We start from the raw sequence: 21943 nt of genomic DNA on the forward strand, positions 1-21943 counted from the left end.
ATTTTGCTGCGCAAAATTACATAATATTTTGGTTGCCTATTTAAAATGGCGATAAAATGCACTTTCATTCATTTGTTGGCTTGAAGGTTTACTTGAAACGATATTGTATCTTTGCCCAAAAAATTGCCCATTATGGCCAAAAAGGTTACACCCTACAAAGATTCTGAACTTGGCAAGAAAGACCAAGTTACCCAAATGTTCGATAATATATCGGAAAACTACGATGGCCTAAACCGTGTAATTTCGTTTGGAATAGATATTAAATGGCGTAAACGGGTGGTTGCCATTTTAACGGCCAAAAAGCCCAACTCCATCTTGGATATAGCCACAGGAACAGGCGATTTAGCCATAAATTTAGTTGAAACAGGGGCCAAAAAGATAGTAGGGCTAGACATTTCTCCGGGAATGCTAGAGGTTGGCAAAAAGAAAGTAGCACAGAAAAGTTTGGACAACACCATTGAAATGGTTGTGGGCGATAGTGAGAACCTACCTTTTGAAACCGGTAGTTTTGATGCCATTACCGTAGCTTTTGGCGTTCGTAATTTTGAGACATTGGAAAAAGGCCTTGCTGAAATACACAGAGTGCTCGCTCCGGGCGGTACTTTTGTTGTTCTGGAGACTTCCGTTCCTACCAAAACACCTTTTAAACAGGGTTACAATCTCTATATAAAATATATGTTACCTGCTATTGGAAAATTGTTTTCAAAGGATAAATCTGCCTACACCTATTTAAGTGAATCTGCTTCTGTTTTCCCCCACGGAAATGCCTTCAACAATATTTTACGGAAAATCGGGTTTATAGAGGTAGAGAACAAGCCCCAAACATTTGGGGTTGCATCTATATATGTTGCTACAAAATAATTTCGCAGCCGAAAGGCCAGTAAAAATAGCGGTTCTACTTTTTTGACCAGAAAAGCGAACGGATAATATTTTTTTGAATGAAAAGATTTTTTTTGCTTTTGGGAGGTATTTTATTCCTATCCCTACCGGCGAATGCCCAATTTAACTCCAACCCCGTTCTTAATATTGAGAACAAGGATAAAAAACTTCTGAACTACGGATATTTTCTGGGCTTTAATAGATATGGGTTTAAATTTGATTACAAACAAGATCGTGGCAACCAAGGCACGGATATCCAAGTTTTGGAGTCAACGGGCTTTAATGTAGGTCTTATTGGCGAGCTGCGTTTAAATGAATTTCTTGATGTACGTTTTGAACCAGGCCTGTATTATAACGCACGTACTTTAGGTTTTCCTGGCTTTACCGCTACGGAAGAAGGAGAACGCGATGCCATTACCGAAGTAAAATCTACCTACATTAATTTTCCTGTTCTGCTAAAAGTAGGAATGCGCCGTTTTGGCAATTTTAAACCATTTTTAGTAGCCGGGCCTTCTGCTTCCCTAAACCTTGGAAGTAATGAAAAGAGCCTTGACGACAACAGTAGCGGCACATTTAGAATGAAAAAGTGGACCTACAATTACGAGCTCGGTTTTGGAATTGACTTTTATCTGGAATATTTTAAATTCACCCCTTCCATACGTGGTGTTTTTGGGCTAACGGATGAAATCATTAGAGACAACGACCCCAATAGCCCATGGACAGGAAACATAGAATCTATGAAAACCAGAGGCTTGTTCATAAACTTTACTTTTGAATAACCATCTCTAACCCCGTCTAATTTCATTCAATAAAATAGCGGTAGCCGTAGCCACGTTCAGGCTTTCGGTAGTACTTCTTCCAAATTGGGGAATACTAATTTTTTTAGTCACCATAGCTTCCACTTCCTTGGAAATGCCGTTGGCCTCATTACCCATTACCAAAATTCCGGAACTAGGCAACTCTTCCCCATATACGTTCTCACCCTCCATAAAGGCACCAAAGACATCTACCGGAGCATCCTTTAAAAAGCTTAAAATATCCGTATACCCAATATTTACACGAGAAATGGAACCCATTGTAGCCTGTAAGGTCTTGGGGTTATAACAATCTACCGTATGGGAAGAACATACTAAATGCTCTATTCCAAACCAATCGCACAACCTAATTATAGTTCCTAAATTTCCAGGATCACGAATATCATCCAAAACCACCACCCAGTCGTCAAAATTAGGTCTTTGAGTCTCGGGTATTTCAAACACGCCCAAAATCTTGTTGGGAGTAGTAAGCGCACTCATTTTTTTTAAATCGGCCTCACTAACTACCTCAATAACATCCTCGGTTCCCAAATCAATATGCACATCCGTACTAAAGAGGGCATTAACCTTAAAACTGGAATGCACTAACTCCTGAACAACCTTTATACCTTCGACAACGAAAAGATTATGACGATTTCGGTACTTTTTTTGATGTAGACTTTTTACAAGTTTGACTTGATTTTTTGAAACCATAGTAATCTATACTTCTATCCGATGATTTTTATTTGTGCAAAAATGTTATTTTACCCCTTATATTCACGCTGTACTAGAAAAATAAGTTCTCAAGACTGCCTAAAATGACTCATCCCTTAGAAAAACTTATATTTTCAGCTTCAAATAAAAAAGTTTAAATGAAATCAATGTATTTTTGATCTCTATGGGCAAAATGTTACGCTTTACTAATACCGCTGCTAAAATAAGCCTATTATTTGTAGTTCTGGTAATCAACTCTTGTAACACGTTAAAACGGGTTGACGAAGATGAATTCTTGCTCAAAAAAAATACAATCTTTGCAGATAGCGTAGAAGTAAAAGATGAGGATATTGAAAGCCTTATCATTCAAGAGCCCAACACCACCCTTCTTGGCTACCCTCTGCGCCTTAACCTTTATAATTTAGCAAAAAAGAACCCTGATTCTTCATATCAGGCCTGGCTGGATAAAAACGAAAAAAGAGAACGACGGCTAAACAACATTCTATCAAAAAAACAAGTTGACCGCCTTGGGGAATCTTTTCTAGTGAGCGGACTTAGCGAATGGCTTAAAAAAGTGGGCGAGTCTCCATCTATACTGGACACCACAAAAACAAAACGCACCTTAGAAAGATTAAGCGCTTATTATGGTAGTAAAGGCTATTTTAACAACAATACGCGCTTTGAAATCGATAGTCTAGTAGAGAAAAGAAGAGCTTCCGTATCCTATAAAATTGATTTAGGAGAACCATTTATTATCGATTCCATATCAAGAAAAATAGAATCAAAAGCCATAGATTCTATCTACCTGCTCAACAAAGACGATGCGTTCGTAAAGGATGGAGACCAATTTGACCTCTCTAAATTTGCCAATGAGAGAGAACGTTTAAGTACAATTTTTAGAAATTCCGGTATCTATAATTTTCAAGAAAGCTCTATTTCCTATGATATAGCCACAGATACCACCAAATTGGCCAATGACCAAAAAATGAACATTGAGCTCAACATTGACAATTTTAAAAGACGAGGAGACAGTGCGGTAACCAGTGCTGAGTATAAGGTTTATAAGTTTGATAAAATCAATATTTATACGGATTTTCTATATGACGAACGCGACAGCGAACAAAAATTTATACGCTACGGAGACTACACTATATTTTACAGGAACAAGCTAAGGTTTAAACCTAAGACCTTGGCCAATGCCGTTTTTTTTGAAAAAGACAGTATTTATAAAGATATAGACCGTACACGTACCTACAGACAGATTACCAACCTAGGTGTTTTTAAGTACCCTACTATAACGTCTACCCCAACAGACAGTTCCGCAACATTAGATGCCAACATCTATCTAGCGGCACGCCCTAAATACTCATTGGGAACATCGTTTGAAGTAACAAGATCCAACATTCAGCAGGTAGGATTAGCCCTAAGCCCCTCGTTACAGGCAAGAAATCTTTTTGGCGGAGCCGAAAACCTAAATTTAGCAGGTAGATTAAGTATTGGCTCCTCAAACGACCCCAGCATTATTGATAGTAGGTTTTTTAACATACAAGAGTTTGGTGCAGACCTAACGCTGGACATCCCTAGAATCTGGCTACCTTTTATCAACACAAATAAAATTATACCCAGTTACACCCTGCCCCGTACACGTATTTCCATAGGTACAAGCTTTCAAAAAAATATAGGTCTGGATAAGCAGGCTTTCAATACCGTATTAGGATACAATTGGGTTCCCTCGGATTTTATAAAACATGATGTTGAACTCCTGAACATACAGTTCGTTAGAAACGTTAACCCAGACCGTTTTTTCAACGTTTACGGCAATTCATATAACCAACTTGATGATGTTGCAGATAGTTTTGACAGCTATAACGATGCGGTAGACTACCCTGAACTAACACGATATTTTGAAACTTCAGAGAACTCGGATAATCCACGCCTACGTATTCCCTCCGGAACTACAGAGTTTACAGAAGCAGTTCTTAATGGAGATGTACCAACTACTACGGATGAATTCCAAACCGTAAGCCGTATTGAAGAAAGAAGACAACGCCTTACTGAAAACAACCTTATTTTTGCCAGTAATTACAGTTTTAACCTAAACAACAGAAAAGGCCTGACGGACAACAACTTCTTCCAGTTTCGTTTTAAACTAGAAAGTGCCGGCAATGTCCTATCCTTACTTTCCAATATAATTCCGTTTAACGAAAATGACAATGAGGATCAACTGGTATTCGGCGTTCCTTATAGTCAATATGTAAAAACGGAATTCGATTATGTAAAATATTGGGCCACTTCTAGGACCAACGTTTTAGCATTCCGTAGCTTTTTTGGTATTGCCATTCCGTATGGCAACTCCAACAACATTCCGTTTGTACGGAGTTACTTTGCTGGTGGCGCTAACGATATTAGAGCATGGTCTCCTTATTCTCTTGGACCGGGGCGAACCAATGCCATTAACGACTTTAATGAAGCTAACCTGAAAATTGGCCTTAATCTAGAATACCGATTTCCTCTTATTGGCAACCTGAAAGGAGCACTTTTTGCGGATGCCGGCAATATTTGGAATGTTTTTGACAACGTAGAAGACCCCGAAGCCACATTTACAAGTCTTAAATCATTAGAAGATATTGCCTTGGGCACAGGTTTTGGCCTTCGTTATGACTTTACCTATTTTGTATTACGTGCAGACTTAGGATTTAAAACCTATAATCCTGCGGAAGTAATCTCAAAAAGATGGTTCAGAGATTACAATATAGCCAATTCCGTACTGCAAATTGGAATTAACTATCCTTTCTAAAGGAGCAGACCAATGCGGTATGTACTTCTATAGAAAAAAGATCACATCTTGGTCAGATTTAACGTAAACAATGGTTATAGCCCCTTCAATTTATAACAATTTTACGCCGTAAAATTGAGAAACTTATAAACACCAATCTTTTTAGACCTATTTATTTTATTACATTTGTCCTATTCATTTTTTACAAATAACATAGACTAGAAACATTATGGCTCACAGTATAAAACCAGGTGTCGCAACAGGTGACGAAGTACAAGCAATCTTTAACTATGCCAAAGAAAAAGGGTTTGCCCTTCCAGCAGTAAACGTTATTGGTTCTGACACGATTAACGGTGTTCTAGAAACAGCAGCAAGCCTAAATGCTCCCGTAATCATTCAATTTTCAAACGGAGGTGCCCAGTTTAACGCAGGTAAAGGCTTATCCAATGACGGCCAAAAAGCAGCTATTCTTGGTGCTGTAGCAGGAGCAAAACACGTTCATCAATTGGCCGAAGCCTATGGTGCTACCGTAATTCTTCACACAGACCACTGTGCAAAGAAATTGTTGCCTTGGATAGACGGACTTTTAGATGCCAGTGAAAAGCACTTTGCCGAAACCGGTAAGTCTCTTTTCAGCTCACACATGATAGACCTTTCAGAAGAACCTCTTGAAGAGAATATTGAAATCTGTAAAGGATACCTAGAGCGCATGAGCAAAATGAACATGACGTTAGAAATAGAACTTGGTATTACAGGTGGAGAAGAAGATGGTGTTGACAATTCAGATGTTGATGATTCTAAATTATATACACAACCAGAAGAAGTAGCTTATGCTTATGAAGAGCTATCAAAAGTAAGCCCAAAGTTTACCATTGCAGCAGCTTTTGGAAACGTTCACGGTGTTTACAAGCCAGGTAACGTAAAACTGACTCCAAAAATTCTTAAAAACTCTCAAGAATACATTTCCGAAAAATATGGAGTAGAGCACAATCATATTGATTTTGTTTTTCACGGAGGTTCAGGTTCTACTGTTGAAGAAATTAGAGAAGGTATTAGCTACGGCGTAATTAAAATGAATATTGATACTGATTTACAGTATGCATTTTTAGCAGGTGTACGTGATTACGTTCAAGACAATAAAGATTATCTTCAATCACAAATTGGTAACCCAAAAGGAGCTGACGAGCCAAATAAAAAGTTTTACGACCCAAGAGTTTGGTTACGTGAAGGTGAAAAATCTTTTATAGAGCGACTAAAAAAGGCTTTTGAAGACCTAAACAATGTAAACACCTTATAGTAAATTGCATCCCCAAAACTAATTATGGAAGATATGACGGCTTGGTTCAGAAGAAAGGAAAAGGGAATACAGACAGCTACCGAAGAGAAAAAAGACACCCCAAAAGGGCTGTGGTACAAATCTCCTACGGGAAAAATTGTTGAATCAGAAGTACTTGCCAAAAATTTTTACGTAAGTCCTGAAGACGATTATCACGTTCGTATAGGCAGTAAAGAGTATTTTGAAATACTTTTTGATGATAACAAGTTCAGGGAACTGGACGCCAAATTAACGTCTAAAGACCCTTTAAAGTTTGAGGATACCAAAAAATATTCTGAACGCTTGAAGGCCGCACAGAAAAAAACCGGACTTAACGATGCCGTTAGAACCGGTTTTGGTAAATCCTTAGGCAAGGACGTTGTAATTTGCTGTATGGACTTTAACTTTATTGGAGGTTCTATGGGTAGTGTGGTAGGTGAGAAAATTGCACGAGGTATAGATTATGCCATAAAAAGAAAGGTACCTTTTGTAATGATCTCAAAATCCGGTGGTGCCCGTATGATGGAAGCGGCCCTGTCTTTAATGCAATTGGCCAAAACATCGGCTAAGTTAGCGCAATTGGCAGAAGCCAAACTTCCTTATATATCACTTTGTACGGACCCAACTACGGGAGGTACAACAGCATCTTATGCCATGCTAGGAGACATAAACATCTCCGAACCTGGCGCTTTAATTGGTTTTGCAGGTCCTAGAGTTGTAAAAGAAGCTACAGGAAAAGATCTTCCTGACGGTTTCCAGACTGCAGAGTTCGTAAAAGAACATGGCTTTCTAGATTTCATCTCACATAGAAGGGACTTGAAAAAGAAAATCAATCTTTATATAGATTTAATTCAGAACAATCCTATTAGAAAGGAAAAAGCCTCCGCATGAAACCTTTAGTTTACGCACTAGTTTCATTTTGGTTTTTATGTTGTTCAACAGATAAGGAAAAAATGCTTGCCGCAGAATCTGACGCGGCAGGCATTTTATCTGAAACAGCAGGAGTAATTGCACTTAAGGTTACCGGAAACGAAAACTCCTATACTTTTAACACCACGGTACAAAGTCCGGATACAGGTTGCGAGCAATACGCAGACTGGTGGGAAGTTGTTGATTTAGAAGGAAACCTAGTTTACCGGAGAATCCTTGCGCATAGCCATGTAGACGAGCAGCCCTTTTCTCGCTCGGGAACCAATATACCCCTAACAAAGAACACTCAGGTTTACGTACGTGTGCATATCAATACCTTGGGTTATGCTTCTGCCGTACAAAAAGGCTCTGTTGAAAATGGCTTTATGCCAGCTCAACTAGACTCGGAATTTGCCAAAGAATTAGAAAAAGTAGAACCGCTTCCTACCGGTTGTGCTTTTTAAAGAACATATTGCACCTTGTCTTAAATATTATCAATAATAATTGTATATTTGCCGCTTGACTGAAAATCAGTCATATACATAAAAATCATTTAAAATAATATTGGAATGTATTTAACAAAAGAAGTAAAAGCCGAAATCTTTAAGAAATACGGCGGTAGCGCAGAGAACACAGGTTCTACTGAAGGTCAGATTGCATTGTTTACACACCGTATCAATCACCTAACTGGTCACTTAAAGAAAAACCACAAAGACTTTAACACAGAGCGTTCATTGGTAAAGCTCGTAGGTAAGAGAAGAAGCCTACTAGATTATATGATAAAGAATGATATTGTAAAGTATCGTGAGCTTATCAAAGAATTAGGTATTAGAAAATAAGTATTTACAAAGGGCTGAAATTTTCAGCCCTTTTTTATATATATTAGTCATCCTAAGTATTAGGATTTTTTACAAAAAGCTGCACCCAGTTTTTCATTGGTCAACACAACACAACAACTTCGGCCATAACACGCCGACAAGACCATTGTTTAACAATTCGCCGGCTGGCGTATTTAATTAAAATTTATGATTCCAAAAGTATTTAAAGAGGTCATAGACCTTGGTGACGGTAGGGAAATTTCTATCGAAACCGGAAAATTGGCAAAACAGGCCCACGGTTCTGTTGTTGTTCAATCAGGAAAATGTATGCTACTGTGTACCGTTGTTTCCAACTACAAACAAAGTGATGTTGACTTCCTTCCGTTAACGGTAGATTACCGCGAAAAATTTGCAGCTGCGGGACGTTACCCAGGTGGTTTCTTCAAAAGAGAAGCAAGACCTAGTGATGGTGAAGTATTGACTATGCGTTTGGTGGATCGTGTTTTACGTCCACTTTTCCCAAAAGATTATCATTCTGAAACTCAGGTGATGATTCAATTAATGTCTCATGATGATGAGGTAATGCCAGATGCAATGGCCGGTTTGGCTGCATCTGCGGCAATCCAATTGTCGGATTTCCCGTTTGAATGTGCTATCTCGGAAGCAAGAGTTGCCCGTGTAAACGGTGAATTCGTTATAAACCCAACCAGAGCTCAGTTAGCTGAATCTGACATTGATATGATGATCGGTGCTTCTGCTGATTCTGTTATGATGGTTGAAGGTGAGATGGACGAAATTTCTGAAGAAGAAATGACCGAAGCCATCAAATTTGCACACGAAGCTATTAAAGTACAATGTGCTGCTCAATTAAGGTTGGCCGAAGCTTTCGGAAAGAAAGACGTACGTGAATATGAGCCAGAAAGAGAAGATGAAGATCTGGCCAAGAAAATTCATGACATGGCATACGACAAGGTGTACGCCGTTGCCAAAGCAGGTTCTGCCAAGCATGAAAGAAGCGCTGCCTTCTCCGAAATAAAAGAAGAAATTGTAGCTTCTTTCTCCGAAGAAGAACAAGCCGATTTTGGTGGTATGATTTCTAAATACTACAACAAAGCTGAAAAAGCTGCCGTTCGTGACCTTACCTTAAACGAAGGGTTGCGTTTAGACGGTCGTAAGACAGATGAAATCAGACCTATCTGGTGTGAGGTAGATTACTTACCATCTACTCACGGTTCTGCCATATTTACACGTGGGGAAACTCAAGCATTAGCTACCGTAACATTAGGTACATCTAGAGATTCGAATAAAATAGATATGCCATCTTACGAAGGTGAGGAGAATTTTTATTTACATTATAACTTCCCTCCTTTTTCAACAGGTGAGGCAAGACCTATACGTGGTACCTCTCGTAGAGAAGTAGGGCACGGTAACTTGGCACAACGTGCATTGAAAGGAATGATTCCTGCAGATTGCCCTTATACGGTTCGTGTAGTATCAGAAGTATTGGAATCTAACGGTTCTTCTTCTATGGCTACCGTTTGTTCCGGTACAATGGCTTTAATGGATGCCGGTGTTCAACTAAAAAAACCAGTTTCAGGTATTGCCATGGGACTGATAACGGATACTGAATCTGGAAAGTACGCTGTATTATCGGATATTTTAGGTGATGAAGATCACTTAGGTGATATGGACTTTAAAGTAACCGGTACTGCCGATGGTATTACCGCTTGCCAAATGGATATTAAAGTAAAAGGTCTTTCTTACGAAATCTTGGTGAATGCCTTGAAACAAGCAAGAGACGGGCGTTTGCATATTCTTGGAAAATTGACGGACACAATAGCTGCGCCAAATGCAGATGTGAAGCCTCATTCTCCAAAAATGGTTACACGTACTATTCCTAACGAATTCATTGGTGCCCTGATCGGACCTGGTGGAAAAGTAATTCAGGAACTTCAGAAAGAGACGGATACTACCATTGTCATCAATGAAGACCCTGTTACCGAAGAAGGTATCGTTGAAATTTTGGGTACGGATCAAAACGGTATCGATGCTGTATTGGCAAAAATCGATTCGTTAATGTTCAAACCGGAAGTAGGTAGTGCTTACGAGGTAAAAGTTATCAAAATGCTAGATTTTGGTGCTGTTGTAGAATATGTTGATGCCCCAGGCAACGAAGTATTGTTACACGTATCCGAGCTGGCATGGGAAAGAACTGAAAATGTTTCCGATGTAGTAAACATGGGCGATGTTTTTGATGTTAAATACTTTGGTATAGACCCTAGAACCCGTAAGGAAAAAGTTTCTAGAAAAGCATTATTACCTAAGCCAGAAGGTTTTGTAGAAAGACCACCACGTAATGATAAAGATCGTGGCCGTGGTAGAGATGATAGACGAGGTGGCGGTAGAGATAACCGTGACCGTAAACCTAGAAGAGACTAATACTTCTAAAGTTTAACACACATTTTAAGCCTCAACTTGTTAAGTTGAGGCTTTTTTATGCGACTCATCTAAAAAATAAAGTTTTTTTAGCCCGTTTGTAACATTTCTGGCTTTTTTACGTATAAGTATATGCAGTCTATGCAAACTGAACCTAATTTATTTACATGAGACAGCTTAAAATTACAAAACAGGTCACCAATAGGGAGACCGCATCTTTGGACAAGTACTTGCAAGAAATAGGCAAAGTAGACTTGATTACAGCAGATGAAGAAGTAGAATTGGCACAACGCATCAAGGCAGGCGATCAGGTCGCTCTTGAAAAACTCACAAAGGCCAATCTTCGATTCGTTGTATCGGTAGCCAAGCAGTACCAAAACCAAGGACTTACTTTACCCGATTTAATTAACGAGGGTAACCTTGGCCTTATTAAGGCCGCACAACGTTTTGACGAAACAAGAGGATTTAAGTTCATTTCTTATGCCGTGTGGTGGATTCGTCAATCTATATTACAAGCTTTGGCAGAACAATCTCGTATTGTACGTTTGCCATTGAACAAAATTGGTTCGATCAATAAAATCAATAAGACTTTTGCCTTTCTTGAGCAAGCACACGAACGTATGCCTTCTCCTGAGGAAATTGCAAAAGAATTGGATATGACGGTTGAGGATGTAAAGCAATCACTTAAGAACTCCGGTCGTCATGTATCTATGGATGCTCCATTGATCGATGGTGAAGATTCTAACCTTTATGATGTACTTCGTAGTGGAGAATCTCCAAACCCGGACAAAGAGTTGTTGCATGAATCTTTGCGTACCGAGATTGAGCGCGCATTGGAGACCTTAACACCTAGAGAAGCAGACGTAATCCGTTTGTACTTTGGTTTGGCAGGACAACACTCCATGACCCTTGAAGAAATTGGTGAGACTTTTGACCTTACAAGAGAAAGAGTTCGCCAGATTAAGGAAAAGGCTATTAGAAGATTAAAACACACTTCTAGAAGTAAAATCCTTAAAACGTATTTGGGCTAAGAGCCCTAAAATTACACGTTAAATAATCCTTAAATTGGAAATTTGGCATATATATTGTAATTTTAATACTGACAACAGTTTATCATGACTGTTCGTTTTTTGATTGATGAATAAACTCCGGCTGATTACCGGAGTTTTTTCATTTATAAAATCATGAAAATATATAATATTGAAGCTGATAGCGGTATTATCTAAATATGAAAATTATGAAAAAACTAATATGGGTTTTTACCTTTCTCCTTCTAAGTTGTTCTAATGATAAAGAAGAAACTAATTCTTGCGACTGCAGAACATTTAACCCCAATGGAACACGAAGTTTTAGCTACAGATTTTGTCCTGACCCGTTACCATCGGAATATGAAAATCTGGAAGACTTCCATCAAACTTTTGAAAACAAAGGAAGTACGGACAAATTTTGGATACAATGGGAAAAAGAAAACCCATGTAATTAGTTCACAATCAGAAGTAAACAATAACAAATCACCTATGGAACCTGACAAAAAAACACCCAACACCCAACCTAACAACCCGTTACACGGTGTAAAATTAGTGGACATTTTGGAACAGTTGACTGAAAGGTATACCTGGGAAGAATTGGCAGACCGTATAAATATTAATTGTTTTAAAAGTAATCCTACCATTAAATCGTCGCTTAAATTTTTAAGGCGTACACCATGGGCAAGAACCAAGGTAGAACAGCTATATTTGAAGTCTTTTTACAAATAGATTAGATTATGCCCTTCAATATTGTTCTTGTAGAACCAGAAATACCCAACAATACCGGAAATATTGGCAGACTTGCGCTGGCAACGGGCTCTACACTTCATCTTGTAAAACCTTTTGGATTTGAATTGGATGACAAACGTGTAAAACGGGCCGGTCTTGACTATTGGCAATATTTAGATTTATGTATTTACGAAAGTCTTGAAGATTTTTTATCCGAACACGGCAACAAAAATTTGGCACTATTTTCAAGTCATGGCGCGGAAAATCATTGGTCCATACCTTTTGAAGACGGGCAGTTTCTTGTTTTTGGCAAAGAGTCGGTAGGTTTGCCCTCCTCCCTACTCTCCTCGTATGAAAATGATATCTATAAAATTCCGCTTTATAGCAACCATGTACGTAGTCTAAATTTGGCCAATGCCGTGGGTATTGCAGTTTATGAAGGGTTGAAACACTTACAGTAAAACCAACATTCATTGGAGAACCGAAACATAATTCCCCAATAGACCTTGTTAAAAGCCTATATTTTTATAAAAAAACGCTTAAATTGGTGGTAACTGCTCATTTCTATATAATAACATAACCGCTCTATGAAAAATTCTGTCCTTTACAACTTTATCTCAGGTCTACCCAAAACAGAATTACACTTACATATTGAGGGTACTTTTGAGCCGGAGCTCATGTTTAAGATTGCAAAGAGAAACAACCTTAAGATCAAATATGCCAACGTAGATCAAGTTAAAAAAGCATATAGTTTCAACAACCTGCAAGAGTTCTTGGATATCTACTATGCAGGAGCATCGGTATTGCTTAAAGAAGAAGATTTTTACGATCTTACTTGGGCCTATTTAACAAAAGTTCATGAGCAAAATGTTAAGCACGTAGAAATATTTTTTGACCCTCAGACCCATACTGATCGTAATGTTCCTTTTGACTACGTTTTGAATGGTATTTACAACGCTTTAGAAGATGGTCAAGAAAAACTGGGCATCAGCTTTAAGTTAATTATGAGTTTTTTAAGGCATCTAAATGAAGCATCGGCCTTTAAAACTCTAGAACAAGCTTTACCCCATAAAGACAAAATTGTAGCGGTTGGGCTAGATTCCTCTGAAGTAGGTAATCCGCCTTCAAAATTCAAAAACGTCTTTCAAAAGGCCCTTGAAGAAGGATTTTTAACCGTTGCCCATGCAGGTGAAGAAGGTCCATCCGAATATATATGGGAAGCACTGGATTTGCTTAAGGTTACACGTATTGACCACGGCAATCGCTGTCTGGACGACCCTAAGCTGTTACAGAGGTTGGCCCAAGAACAAATGCCCCTTACCCTTTGTCCTCTATCAAATTTGGAACTTAAAGTAATTCAAGATTTAAAGGAATATCCGCTGCTTACAATGATGGAGCACAACCTATTGGTTACCATCCACTCAGATGACCCAGCCTATTTTGGTGGATATATGAACGAAAATTTCTGGGGCGTAGCCAATGCCTTAAACCTTTCTAAATCTCAAATCGCGGAATTGGCAAAAAACGGATTTAAAGCTAGTTGGTTGTCCGATCAGAAAAAACAGGAGTTCATTAAAGAAATTGACCTCTACTTACAAAACCATTAGCCGCTATTCTTATAAGTAGACGTCTTTTGCACATATGCGTTACCCCGTACAATCACAATTCATTACTTTTGTATAAATTGTATTTAACTGACACAAAATGAGCAAAACAAAAATTGCACCGTCCCTTTTGGCTGCCGACTTTGGCAACTTGCAGCGTGATATAGAAATGGTTAACAATAGTGATGCAGATTGGCACCATATTGATGTAATGGATGGTGTTTTTGTACCTAATATATCGTACGGTATGCCTGTGGTTAAAACTATTGCCGAGCACGCTACAAAACCATTGGATGTGCATTTAATGATTGTTGACCCTGACCGTTATATCAAAACTTTTGCAGAGTTGGGTGCCACACATCTAACCGTTCATTATGAAGCCTGCACACATTTACACAGAACTATACAGGCCATCAAGGCCGAGGGCATGAAAGCCGGAGTTGCCTTAAACCCACATACCAATGTTAACCTGCTCAAAAATGTTATCAAGGATATAGACATTGCCCTTATCATGAGTGTAAACCCTGGTTTTGGCGGACAAAGCTTTATTGAGAATACTTACGAGAAAGTTTACAACCTTAAAGAATTGATAAAAGAGTCCGATGCTTCTACCTTAATAGAGGTTGATGGCGGGGTAAATTCTAAAAATGCCAAAGCCCTAATCAAGGCCGGTGCCGATATTTTAGTTGCGGGCAGCTTTATTTTTAAGACCGAAGACCCAATAAAAACAATTCAAGAACTTAAAAAATCTACCGATAGATGGAGCATTTTCGAGTTGTAATTATAGGAGGAGGACCTATAGGAATTGCATGCGGACTTGAAGCCAAGAAAAGAGGATTGAGCTATGTTATTTTGGAAAAGGGGCCTATTGTAAATTCCCTTTTTAATTATCCGCAGAACATGCAGTTCTTTTCTTCTTCGGAAAAATTGGAAATAGACAACATTCCTTTTATAAGCACCGAAGCTAAACCCAAACGTAACGAAGCCCTGGAATACTACAGGAGAATCGTTACTTCTAACGATCTTAATATTAGGCTTTTTGAAAAGGTAGATAAGGTTGAAAAGACTAAAAATGGTTTTTCAATAGCATCTAGCAAGAATAGCTATACCGCAGACAAGGTAATCGTGGCCACAGGTTTTTATGATTTACCCAACAAGCTTAATATACCTGGCGAGGACCTTCCTAAAATAGCACATTACTATGACGATCCACATTTTTACGCCAGTCAAAAACTGGCCGTTGTAGGTGCCAGTAATTCTGCTATTGACGCTGCTTTGGAGTGCTGGCGAAAAGGTGCTGAAGTAACTTTGGTGATAAGAGGAGATGAAGTAGGGCCTCGGGTAAAATATTGGGTTAGACCGGATATTATAAACCGCATAGAAGAAGGCAGCATAAAAGCGTATTACAATTCTACGCTAAAAGAAGTGCGCCAGAATGAAATTGTTATTGATACCCCAGAAGGCGCCATAACCCTAGATAATGACTTTGTTCTAGCTTTAACCGGCTATATGCCCAATTTTAATTTCTTGACCCAGATGGGAATTGCACTCTCTGACGATGATAAGAAATTGCCTCAATATGACCCTGAAACTATGGAAACCAATGTATCCGGAATTTATTTGGCCGGTGTAATCTGTGGTGGCATGGAAACTCATAAATGGTTCATAGAAAATTCAAGGATACATGCTAAAATAATTATCACATCCATTCTTAAAGAAATAGAGGTAAGCAAAGTTTAAAATTTACATACCCCCGTTTTCAGGGGGTATTATTTCACTGTTACGGGTATAGTTCTCTGAAGTACAAACCACGAAATTTGTATCAACCAAGAACCTGAACAATGAAATACATTTATCCAAAATTGCTTTTCGTCTGTCTATCCGTAGCTATCTATTGCAACAATAAATCCCAAAAAAGAGACCAGCTTTCCAACTTGGAGCATACCAATCATTATTCTTTGTTGGTCCAAAGGGGTGCGTTTCATTTTGATTCGTTCAAAATCGTAAAAAATAAAATTTCCCACATTCCGGGAATTTCGTCCAATTTTGAAACCGCTACCTATAACAAAAACAGTCAAAGCTTTTTAGACACCTTGCAAACCTTAGGTTTTTTCAAAAAAATAGAGGCAAAAGGCTTTTGGGACCTAAAGACCCATTACGGTTCAGAAACTTCATGTAACAGTCAACTTATTGTTACCCTGACCTCCAACGGAAAATCAAAAACCGTAATTTGCGATGATTACCAAACCAATTGCCCTGACCTCATAAAATATATAGAGAAAAAAGTTGTTGAATTGGAAGGAAACGATTTAAAACGGATCAACCTACCAGGATAAAACCATACTACTGAAAACAAAACGTAAATTTCACACCATAAAAGCCCTAAGCCTTTTAAACCTATTGGGCCTACTACTCTTATGTGGTGCACCAAACCTCTACGCCCAAAAACACAGTGTAGATTCTAGCAATGTCAATACGCAACAGCGCATTACGTTTTCCACCATTCCAAATAACAGGGAGGCATCATTAGAACCCTACTACAAAGCCTTAAAAAATGCCGATTTCGGGAGTCAACGGTTCTCCGTATTTGAACAACTAGCAGAATTACACATCCAAAAAGGAAATACAGATTCTATCCTACATTATGGCAACCTCTATATAAAGGAATTGGGCAACTGGGACAAACCGGAAACCAACAAACAGTTGCATTATGCCAAAGCCCATTACTTTCTGGGCATTGGCAGCCATTTTAACGGTCTATTGGACAAATCTATAGAATGGCATATTAAAGGCCTGCAAGATGCAGAAGCAGGCAATTCAGATGAGCTTCAGTACAAGAACAAAATAGGTCTTGCCCATAATTATATTCTAAAATCAGAAAGTGACAAAGCCCTTGAGGTACTCACCAAAGCCATTTTAGATTTTGGAACTACGTTTCCGGACCTGACCATGCAGGCAATTATCTATATGGGTAACGCACACTTGGTAAAAGGGGAATTTGAATTGGCCAAAACTCAGTTTGATGAAGCCCTGCGCATGGCTACGGATTTTAAAAATTTTGAAAAGGAACTTACCGTAAAGTTAGAACTCGCCAAATTAGCGGAAGCACAAGAAAATTATGAAAAGGCATTTCAGGACTATGAATCCATCCGAAACCAGGCCTTGACAAACGGATTTACTGCCATTTACTTTGAAGGCTCGTTACGCTTGGCAAAGCTCTGCTATAAAGAGGAAAAATATGAAATGGCCAACATTGCCTTAAGTTTTGCCTATATAAACGCTATTGACCGCGAGAACTTACAATTCCAAAAAGAGGCTCTAGTAATACAGGCCAGAAGTTTTGCCAAATTAGAGGACTACAAAAATGCTTATGCCGTAATGACCCAACTGTTTGGTGTCAACGACCAAATCAACAGCAAGCAACAGCGAGAAATTATTAAAGAACTGGAGATACAATACGAAACCCTAGAAAAGGAAAAGGCTATTTCTTCTTTAGAGGAGGAACAAATAGCGAAGAACGCGGAACTGGAACGACAGAAAACCATTAAAAATGCCTTTCTAATTGGCTTCCTGATTATATTAATTCCCATAATAGCTTTGCTGTATGTGTATTACCAAAAAATTCAGACCCAGAGCGAACTTTCCAAAAAACAAGAAGAAATAAACCTTCAGAAAGTAGCGTCCTTAAAACAAAAGCAAGAACTGGACTTGATCAAAGCCTCAATGGAAGGGCAAGATGAAGAACGGAAAAGAATTGCCCAAGAGCTACACGATAGTATTGGCGGAAATCTTGCAGGAATTAAGCTTCAGGTATCTACCATGACATCGGAGTCCGGCAAATGGAAAGAAATAAACGGTCAGTTAGACGAGACCTATCAACTGGTAAGGGATATATCACATACCCTTATTCCCAAAAAATTTAAACAACACGCTTTCACGGATTTAATCAGAAAGTACATTGCATCAATTTCACGTAGTGGAAAATTAAAAATAGGTTTTCATCCACACCCGGAGGTAGATGTAAACGGATTGGATGAAAAAATTCAAATGGAGCTCTATAAGGTCATTCAGGAGTTAATGACCAATACGTTAAAACATGCCCAGGCCAGTACCGTAGATATACATTTAAATCTACTTAACGCAGAGCTATCCTTACTTTTTGAAGACAACGGAAAAGGATTTGACGCTTCCGAAATAAAAGAAGGAATAGGGTTTCAAAATATTCGCAGTAGAATCAAGGAACTGAACGGTTCGCTCCATATAGACGCTTCTAAAAATAGGGGTAGCGTAATCTCTATAGAAATCCCTTTAAAAAACTCATCTCATGAAATATAACCTCATCATTGCCGATGATCATAAAATGTTCATAGACGGACTACTAAGCATATTGAACGACGCTCCGGAATTCTCGGTTTCAACAACGGCCAAAAACGGGGCACAGGTCATCAAATATCTGGATATTAACGGTACAAAAGACCTTCATCTTTTGATTACAGACCTCAGCATGCCCGAAATGGACGGTATTGAACTTAACCGTACCGTTAAAGAAAAGTACCCCACCTTAAAGACATTGATCGTAAGTATGCATATTGATGGTGGTATGATCGAGAAACTCATCCAAAACAATGTAGACGGTTATGTTCCTAAAAACGCCGAAAAAGATGAGCTCCTAACCGCTATGCGAACCATAGTAAAGGGCGAAAAATATTTCTCACAAGAAATTAAACGCGCTTACACGGATGCTATGTTCGAAAACAAAAAACAGGAGGAAGTTCACCTTACGGACCGTGAAAAGGAAGTGTTAAAACTCATTGCCAATGAATATACCACTCAAGAAATTGCGGACGAACTATTCCTGAGCAAACACACCATAGAGAGCTACCGCAAAAATCTCATTTCTAAATTAGAAGTGAAAAATTTAGCCGGGCTCACCAAACACGCCATTAAAATTGGGCTTCTGGATTCTTGATTAAACAAAGAGCAAAATAAGGGTAAGCACCAAACCGCCAAGAGCAAAGTAAATGCCCTTCTTAAATATGGGTGCACTAGGGCGAAACATCCAAAAAGCGGATACCACAAAAAACAGTAACGCAGCCCCAAAGAAGATATTTAGAAAATATAAAGGCTGGCTAGAAGTTGCCTTGTGTATTTTGGTCATCTTGTCTAAAACGAAGGGTAATTTTTTTTCGGTATAATTGGCCACCCCGGTTTTACTATCGTACGTACCTCCTTCAAAATGAACCATATTACCTTCTTCTTTTTGAAGTTTAAAATGCTTTATTTTTAGAGCCTTACCTACTTCATTGGCCTTTATATTTGGCTTTATGGTCTTCTCAACAGCTACTTCTTTCTTAAGAAAATCGGTATTTCTATAAATTAACACAATACCGCTAATTGCATACATGGCCATTATACCCGCTAGGAAAAAGCCTAGGTATCTGTGATAGGTACGCATTTTTTCTTCAGTTTTTCTTCCCATTTTTAAAAGTAGTTAGTTGATTTATCTTCGTCTTCCAGAATATTCCATGGCCTCTCCTTTACCAAAGCCATAGCTAAAGCCAAATGTAATAAACCTACCTCTTTGTCTCCGGTTATAACTTGAAAAAGTTTCCTGAAAAGTTTCGGACTCTTCTATACGTGAAGCAAATAAATCCCTGATGCCTAAATTTACGACTCCCTTACCCTTTAAAATTTTCTTACGTGCTCCAAGGTCTAAGAATACGTTTTCGCTGGTCTTTCCCTGCACTGTTTCATAACTACTTTGATAATTGCCCGTTGTCTCAAAATCAATATCTGCAGGCAGTTTAATTTTGGTCATAAGCTTAGCGGACCACCTATCCGCATCAAAATCGAACACCTGTGTACCCAGACTGCCGTCCCTTACAAACTTGTTATAGTTTAAGTCTGTAGTAACGGTAAACCATTTAGCCGGACTATACTTTCCATTGAACTCAAGACCTGTGGCTTTATTGGTGCCTATGTTCTCCGGTTTACTGATTTTTACGTCATCTTCAAAAGTAAAAATGCTCTCTATCACCTCTGTAGTGTAGCGATGGTAAATACTAAAATTCAACGAGGCTTTTCCTAAAACATATATACTGGTCACTTCATACGAATCTGTAAATTCCGGTTGAAGATCCGGGTTACCTTGCCGGATATTAAAATTGTTCCTGATATTAAAGAAAGGGTTCAAATCCCACAGGCCTGGTCTATACACCCTTCTTGAGTATCCCGCCTGCATAGAAATCTTATCGTTAAACTTGTAAGAAGTATGTGCACTTGGAAAAAGGTTGGTATAATTCTGTTCGTTTCTTTCGTTGGTGTTTTTCAATAACGTATTCAGGTTGGTCTGCTCTGCCCTAACACCAGCTTTAACACCCCATTTTCCACCCTCATATGCGGCAGTACCGTACGCTGCCAACACCTTTTGATCATACTCAAAAACGTTGGTCAAATCAGGATTGGATTGGTAATCTCCGTTCACAAAATCATCTACTTCATAATCATTGCTAACATCGTTCATAACATATTGACCACCCGCTTCCATAGTCCATTCTTCACTGAACGGACGTGTGTAATCTAACTTAAAAGTATACTCGGCCTCTTTAAACTCGGTACGTGTGCGCTGCAAGGCATCATTATCCTCTCCAGAAATAGTAACATCTTCAAAATCCGAAGACTGGTCTTTTCCGAAAAAATTACCCAAAGCACTGAATAAAAGGTCATGGTCTTCATGATCCTTAAAATCGCTTTTATATTGAAGTTCATATTGATACTTAGGGTTGGTAGCTTCGGTGGTTTCTGTACGTTCCCATTCGGAGACCAATTGGTTGCCGGCATCAAATGACTTAAAATTTGTATTGGATGGCTGGTCCTCTATTTCATAGGCAAAATTCCCCGAAAGCGTTACTACATTATTCTCGTTAATGTAATAATCCGTACCAAGGATAACATTATAAAATTCCTCGTTTCTAAACTCCTCACCTACTGAAGAAATAGCTGTACCGTCAACCAAATTCCGGTTAATATTCTCTACATCGTTAGGCAACTCCCTATATCCTGCACCCAACTGACTGAACAAATTAAAACGTTCCGTGCGGCGATTGAGACTTAATCCAAAACTATGATTGTCCGGCGAACCTGTATTTAAGCTAATAGAGCCATTAAGCCCCTCGCGTTCTTCTTTCTTTATGACGATGTTGATAATTCCGGATGTACCCTCTGCATCATATTTTGCGGATGGGTTGGTAATGACCTCTACCCTTTCTATCATATCCGAAGTAATCGTACCCAAGGCATTCCCGCCTTCTCCCGTAAGAATTGAAGGTTTACCGTTAATTAAAACTTGCACACCTTGGCTACCGCGCAAGCTAATTTGGCCTTCTATGTTCACGTTTACAGAAGGCACGTTATTCAGCACTTCTAAAGCGCTTGCCCCGGTACTACTAATATCCTTACCTACGTTGAATACACGTTTATCCAACTTAAACTGTGTTCTAGAAACCTCGCCCTCTACTACCACTTCGGAAAGTTGTTGGGCGTCTTGATTTAATTGAACCACACCTAGCTCAATTTTTCCGTTGGCGGGCACGAGATTATCAAAACGCTTCTTCTCAAAGCCGATAAAACTAATTTCTACGAAAAAGTCCTGAGCATCTGTCTTTATACTAAAACTACCATCATCTAAAGTAGTGGTGCCGGTAATTCCTTTTTGAGTAGCCTTTTCCCCTATAAGTATCGTGGCAAATGCCACCGGTTGTTTGCTTCCTGTTTCCACTACCGTACCGGTAATCTCCGTTTCTCCGTTTTGGGACAAGCCCCATTCCGAAATCATTACGATACAAGCGAACACAAAAAATGTGCGGGTAATTTTCAAATTCATGGTCTAAGTTGTTTGGAACATAAAAATGCGCAAAAAAATCATCCAACGAAACTTAGAAA

At 38.8% G+C, this 21943-nt stretch carries 20 protein-coding genes; 17 read left to right on the plus strand and 3 right to left on the minus strand.

The genetic code is table 11. The features are described 5' to 3' along the window. The first annotated feature begins 132 nt into the window (after positions 1-132). Complete coding sequence (ubiE, locus tag SJY45_RS08945; RefSeq protein ID WP_303406454.1) at positions 133-861, plus strand: bifunctional demethylmenaquinone methyltransferase/2-methoxy-6-polyprenyl-1,4-benzoquinol methylase UbiE; 729 nt, start codon at positions 133-135, stop codon at positions 859-861. 77 nt (positions 862-938) lie between these two features. Next, entirely contained in the window at positions 939-1658 is a 720-nt protein-coding gene (locus tag SJY45_RS08950; RefSeq protein WP_215441293.1) for a porin family protein, read from the plus strand. Positions 1659-1664: 6 nt separating this feature from the next. Here the strand turns inward: SJY45_RS08950 and SJY45_RS08955 are convergent, their stop codons facing one another. Then, on the minus strand, positions 1665-2387 hold the full coding sequence (locus SJY45_RS08955; RefSeq protein WP_303406452.1) for an RNA methyltransferase: 723 nt from the start codon (positions 2385-2387) through the stop codon (positions 1665-1667). 184 nt (positions 2388-2571) lie between these two features. Here SJY45_RS08955 and SJY45_RS08960 point away from each other — a divergent pair, with 184 nt between their 5' ends. From SJY45_RS08960 to SJY45_RS09030, 15 genes are all read left to right on the plus strand, one after another. Beyond that, positions 2572-5184 carry a BamA/TamA family outer membrane protein gene (locus SJY45_RS08960; protein ID WP_400074173.1) on the plus strand — a complete coding sequence of 871 codons (2613 nt, stop codon included), beginning with the start codon at positions 2572-2574 and terminating at the stop codon, positions 5182-5184. Between the two features lie 208 nt (positions 5185-5392). Next, positions 5393-6460, plus strand: coding sequence for a class II fructose-bisphosphate aldolase (gene fbaA, locus SJY45_RS08965; RefSeq protein ID WP_400074175.1), 1068 nt, complete (start codon positions 5393-5395; stop codon positions 6458-6460). A gap of 33 nt (positions 6461-6493) precedes the next feature. Next, entirely contained in the window at positions 6494-7369 is an 876-nt protein-coding gene (gene accD / locus SJY45_RS08970) for an acetyl-CoA carboxylase, carboxyltransferase subunit beta (RefSeq protein ID WP_215441341.1), read from the plus strand. Then, a complete protein-coding gene (locus SJY45_RS08975) occupies positions 7366-7851 on the plus strand; it encodes a hypothetical protein (protein ID WP_400074177.1) in 486 nt (161 codons plus the stop codon). Before accD ends, SJY45_RS08975 begins: the two co-directional genes overlap by 4 nt. A gap of 105 nt (positions 7852-7956) precedes the next feature. Continuing rightward, positions 7957-8226 (plus strand): 30S ribosomal protein S15, encoded by a 270-nt coding sequence (gene rpsO, locus SJY45_RS08980; RefSeq protein ID WP_215441286.1) that lies wholly within the window; start codon positions 7957-7959, stop codon positions 8224-8226. A gap of 186 nt (positions 8227-8412) precedes the next feature. Further along, positions 8413-10644, plus strand: coding sequence for a polyribonucleotide nucleotidyltransferase (locus SJY45_RS08985; RefSeq protein WP_215441284.1), 2232 nt, complete (start codon positions 8413-8415; stop codon positions 10642-10644). Positions 10645-10808: 164 nt separating this feature from the next. After that, the gene (locus tag SJY45_RS08990) at positions 10809-11672 is read left to right on the plus strand and encodes an RNA polymerase sigma factor RpoD/SigA (RefSeq protein ID WP_215441282.1); all 864 of its coding nucleotides are present in this window, start codon (positions 10809-10811) and stop codon (positions 11670-11672) included. Positions 11673-12158: 486 nt separating this feature from the next. Further along, a complete protein-coding gene (locus SJY45_RS08995; protein ID WP_400074325.1) occupies positions 12159-12398 on the plus strand; it encodes a VF530 family DNA-binding protein in 240 nt (79 codons plus the stop codon). Between the two features lie 8 nt (positions 12399-12406). Beyond that, positions 12407-12859 carry a tRNA (cytidine(34)-2'-O)-methyltransferase gene (locus tag SJY45_RS09000; protein WP_400074179.1) on the plus strand — a complete coding sequence of 151 codons (453 nt, stop codon included), beginning with the start codon at positions 12407-12409 and terminating at the stop codon, positions 12857-12859. Positions 12860-12985: 126 nt separating this feature from the next. Then, positions 12986-14005, plus strand: coding sequence for an adenosine deaminase (locus tag SJY45_RS09005; RefSeq protein ID WP_400074181.1), 1020 nt, complete (start codon positions 12986-12988; stop codon positions 14003-14005). 97 nt (positions 14006-14102) lie between these two features. Then, positions 14103-14783 (plus strand): ribulose-phosphate 3-epimerase, encoded by a 681-nt coding sequence (gene rpe / locus SJY45_RS09010; protein WP_215441274.1) that lies wholly within the window; start codon positions 14103-14105, stop codon positions 14781-14783. Next, positions 14762-15742, plus strand: coding sequence for a YpdA family putative bacillithiol disulfide reductase (locus SJY45_RS09015; RefSeq protein ID WP_400074183.1), 981 nt, complete (start codon positions 14762-14764; stop codon positions 15740-15742). Before rpe ends, SJY45_RS09015 begins: the two co-directional genes overlap by 22 nt. Positions 15743-15843: 101 nt before the next feature. Further along, the gene (locus SJY45_RS09020) at positions 15844-16338 is read left to right on the plus strand and encodes a hypothetical protein (RefSeq protein WP_400074185.1); all 495 of its coding nucleotides are present in this window, start codon (positions 15844-15846) and stop codon (positions 16336-16338) included. 64 nt (positions 16339-16402) lie between these two features. Beyond that, entirely contained in the window at positions 16403-18337 is a 1935-nt protein-coding gene (locus SJY45_RS09025; protein ID WP_400074187.1) for an ATP-binding protein, read from the plus strand. Continuing rightward, entirely contained in the window at positions 18327-18971 is a 645-nt protein-coding gene (locus tag SJY45_RS09030) for a response regulator transcription factor (protein WP_215441268.1), read from the plus strand. The genes SJY45_RS09025 and SJY45_RS09030 overlap by 11 nt, the downstream gene beginning before the upstream one ends. Here SJY45_RS09030 and SJY45_RS09035 read toward each other — a convergent pair whose 3' ends face one another. Beyond that, positions 18972-19481, minus strand: a complete 510-nt coding sequence (locus tag SJY45_RS09035; RefSeq protein WP_215441266.1) for a PepSY domain-containing protein — start codon at positions 19479-19481, stop codon at positions 18972-18974. Positions 19482-19502: 21 nt separating this feature from the next. Next, on the minus strand, positions 19503-21884 hold the full coding sequence (locus SJY45_RS09040; protein ID WP_400074189.1) for a TonB-dependent receptor domain-containing protein: 2382 nt from the start codon (positions 21882-21884) through the stop codon (positions 19503-19505). Positions 21885-21943 lie beyond the last annotated feature (59 nt).

Origin of the sequence: Zobellia russellii (assembly GCF_044597075.1) — a bacterium.
Taxonomy (GTDB): domain Bacteria; phylum Bacteroidota; class Bacteroidia; order Flavobacteriales; family Flavobacteriaceae; genus Zobellia; species Zobellia russellii.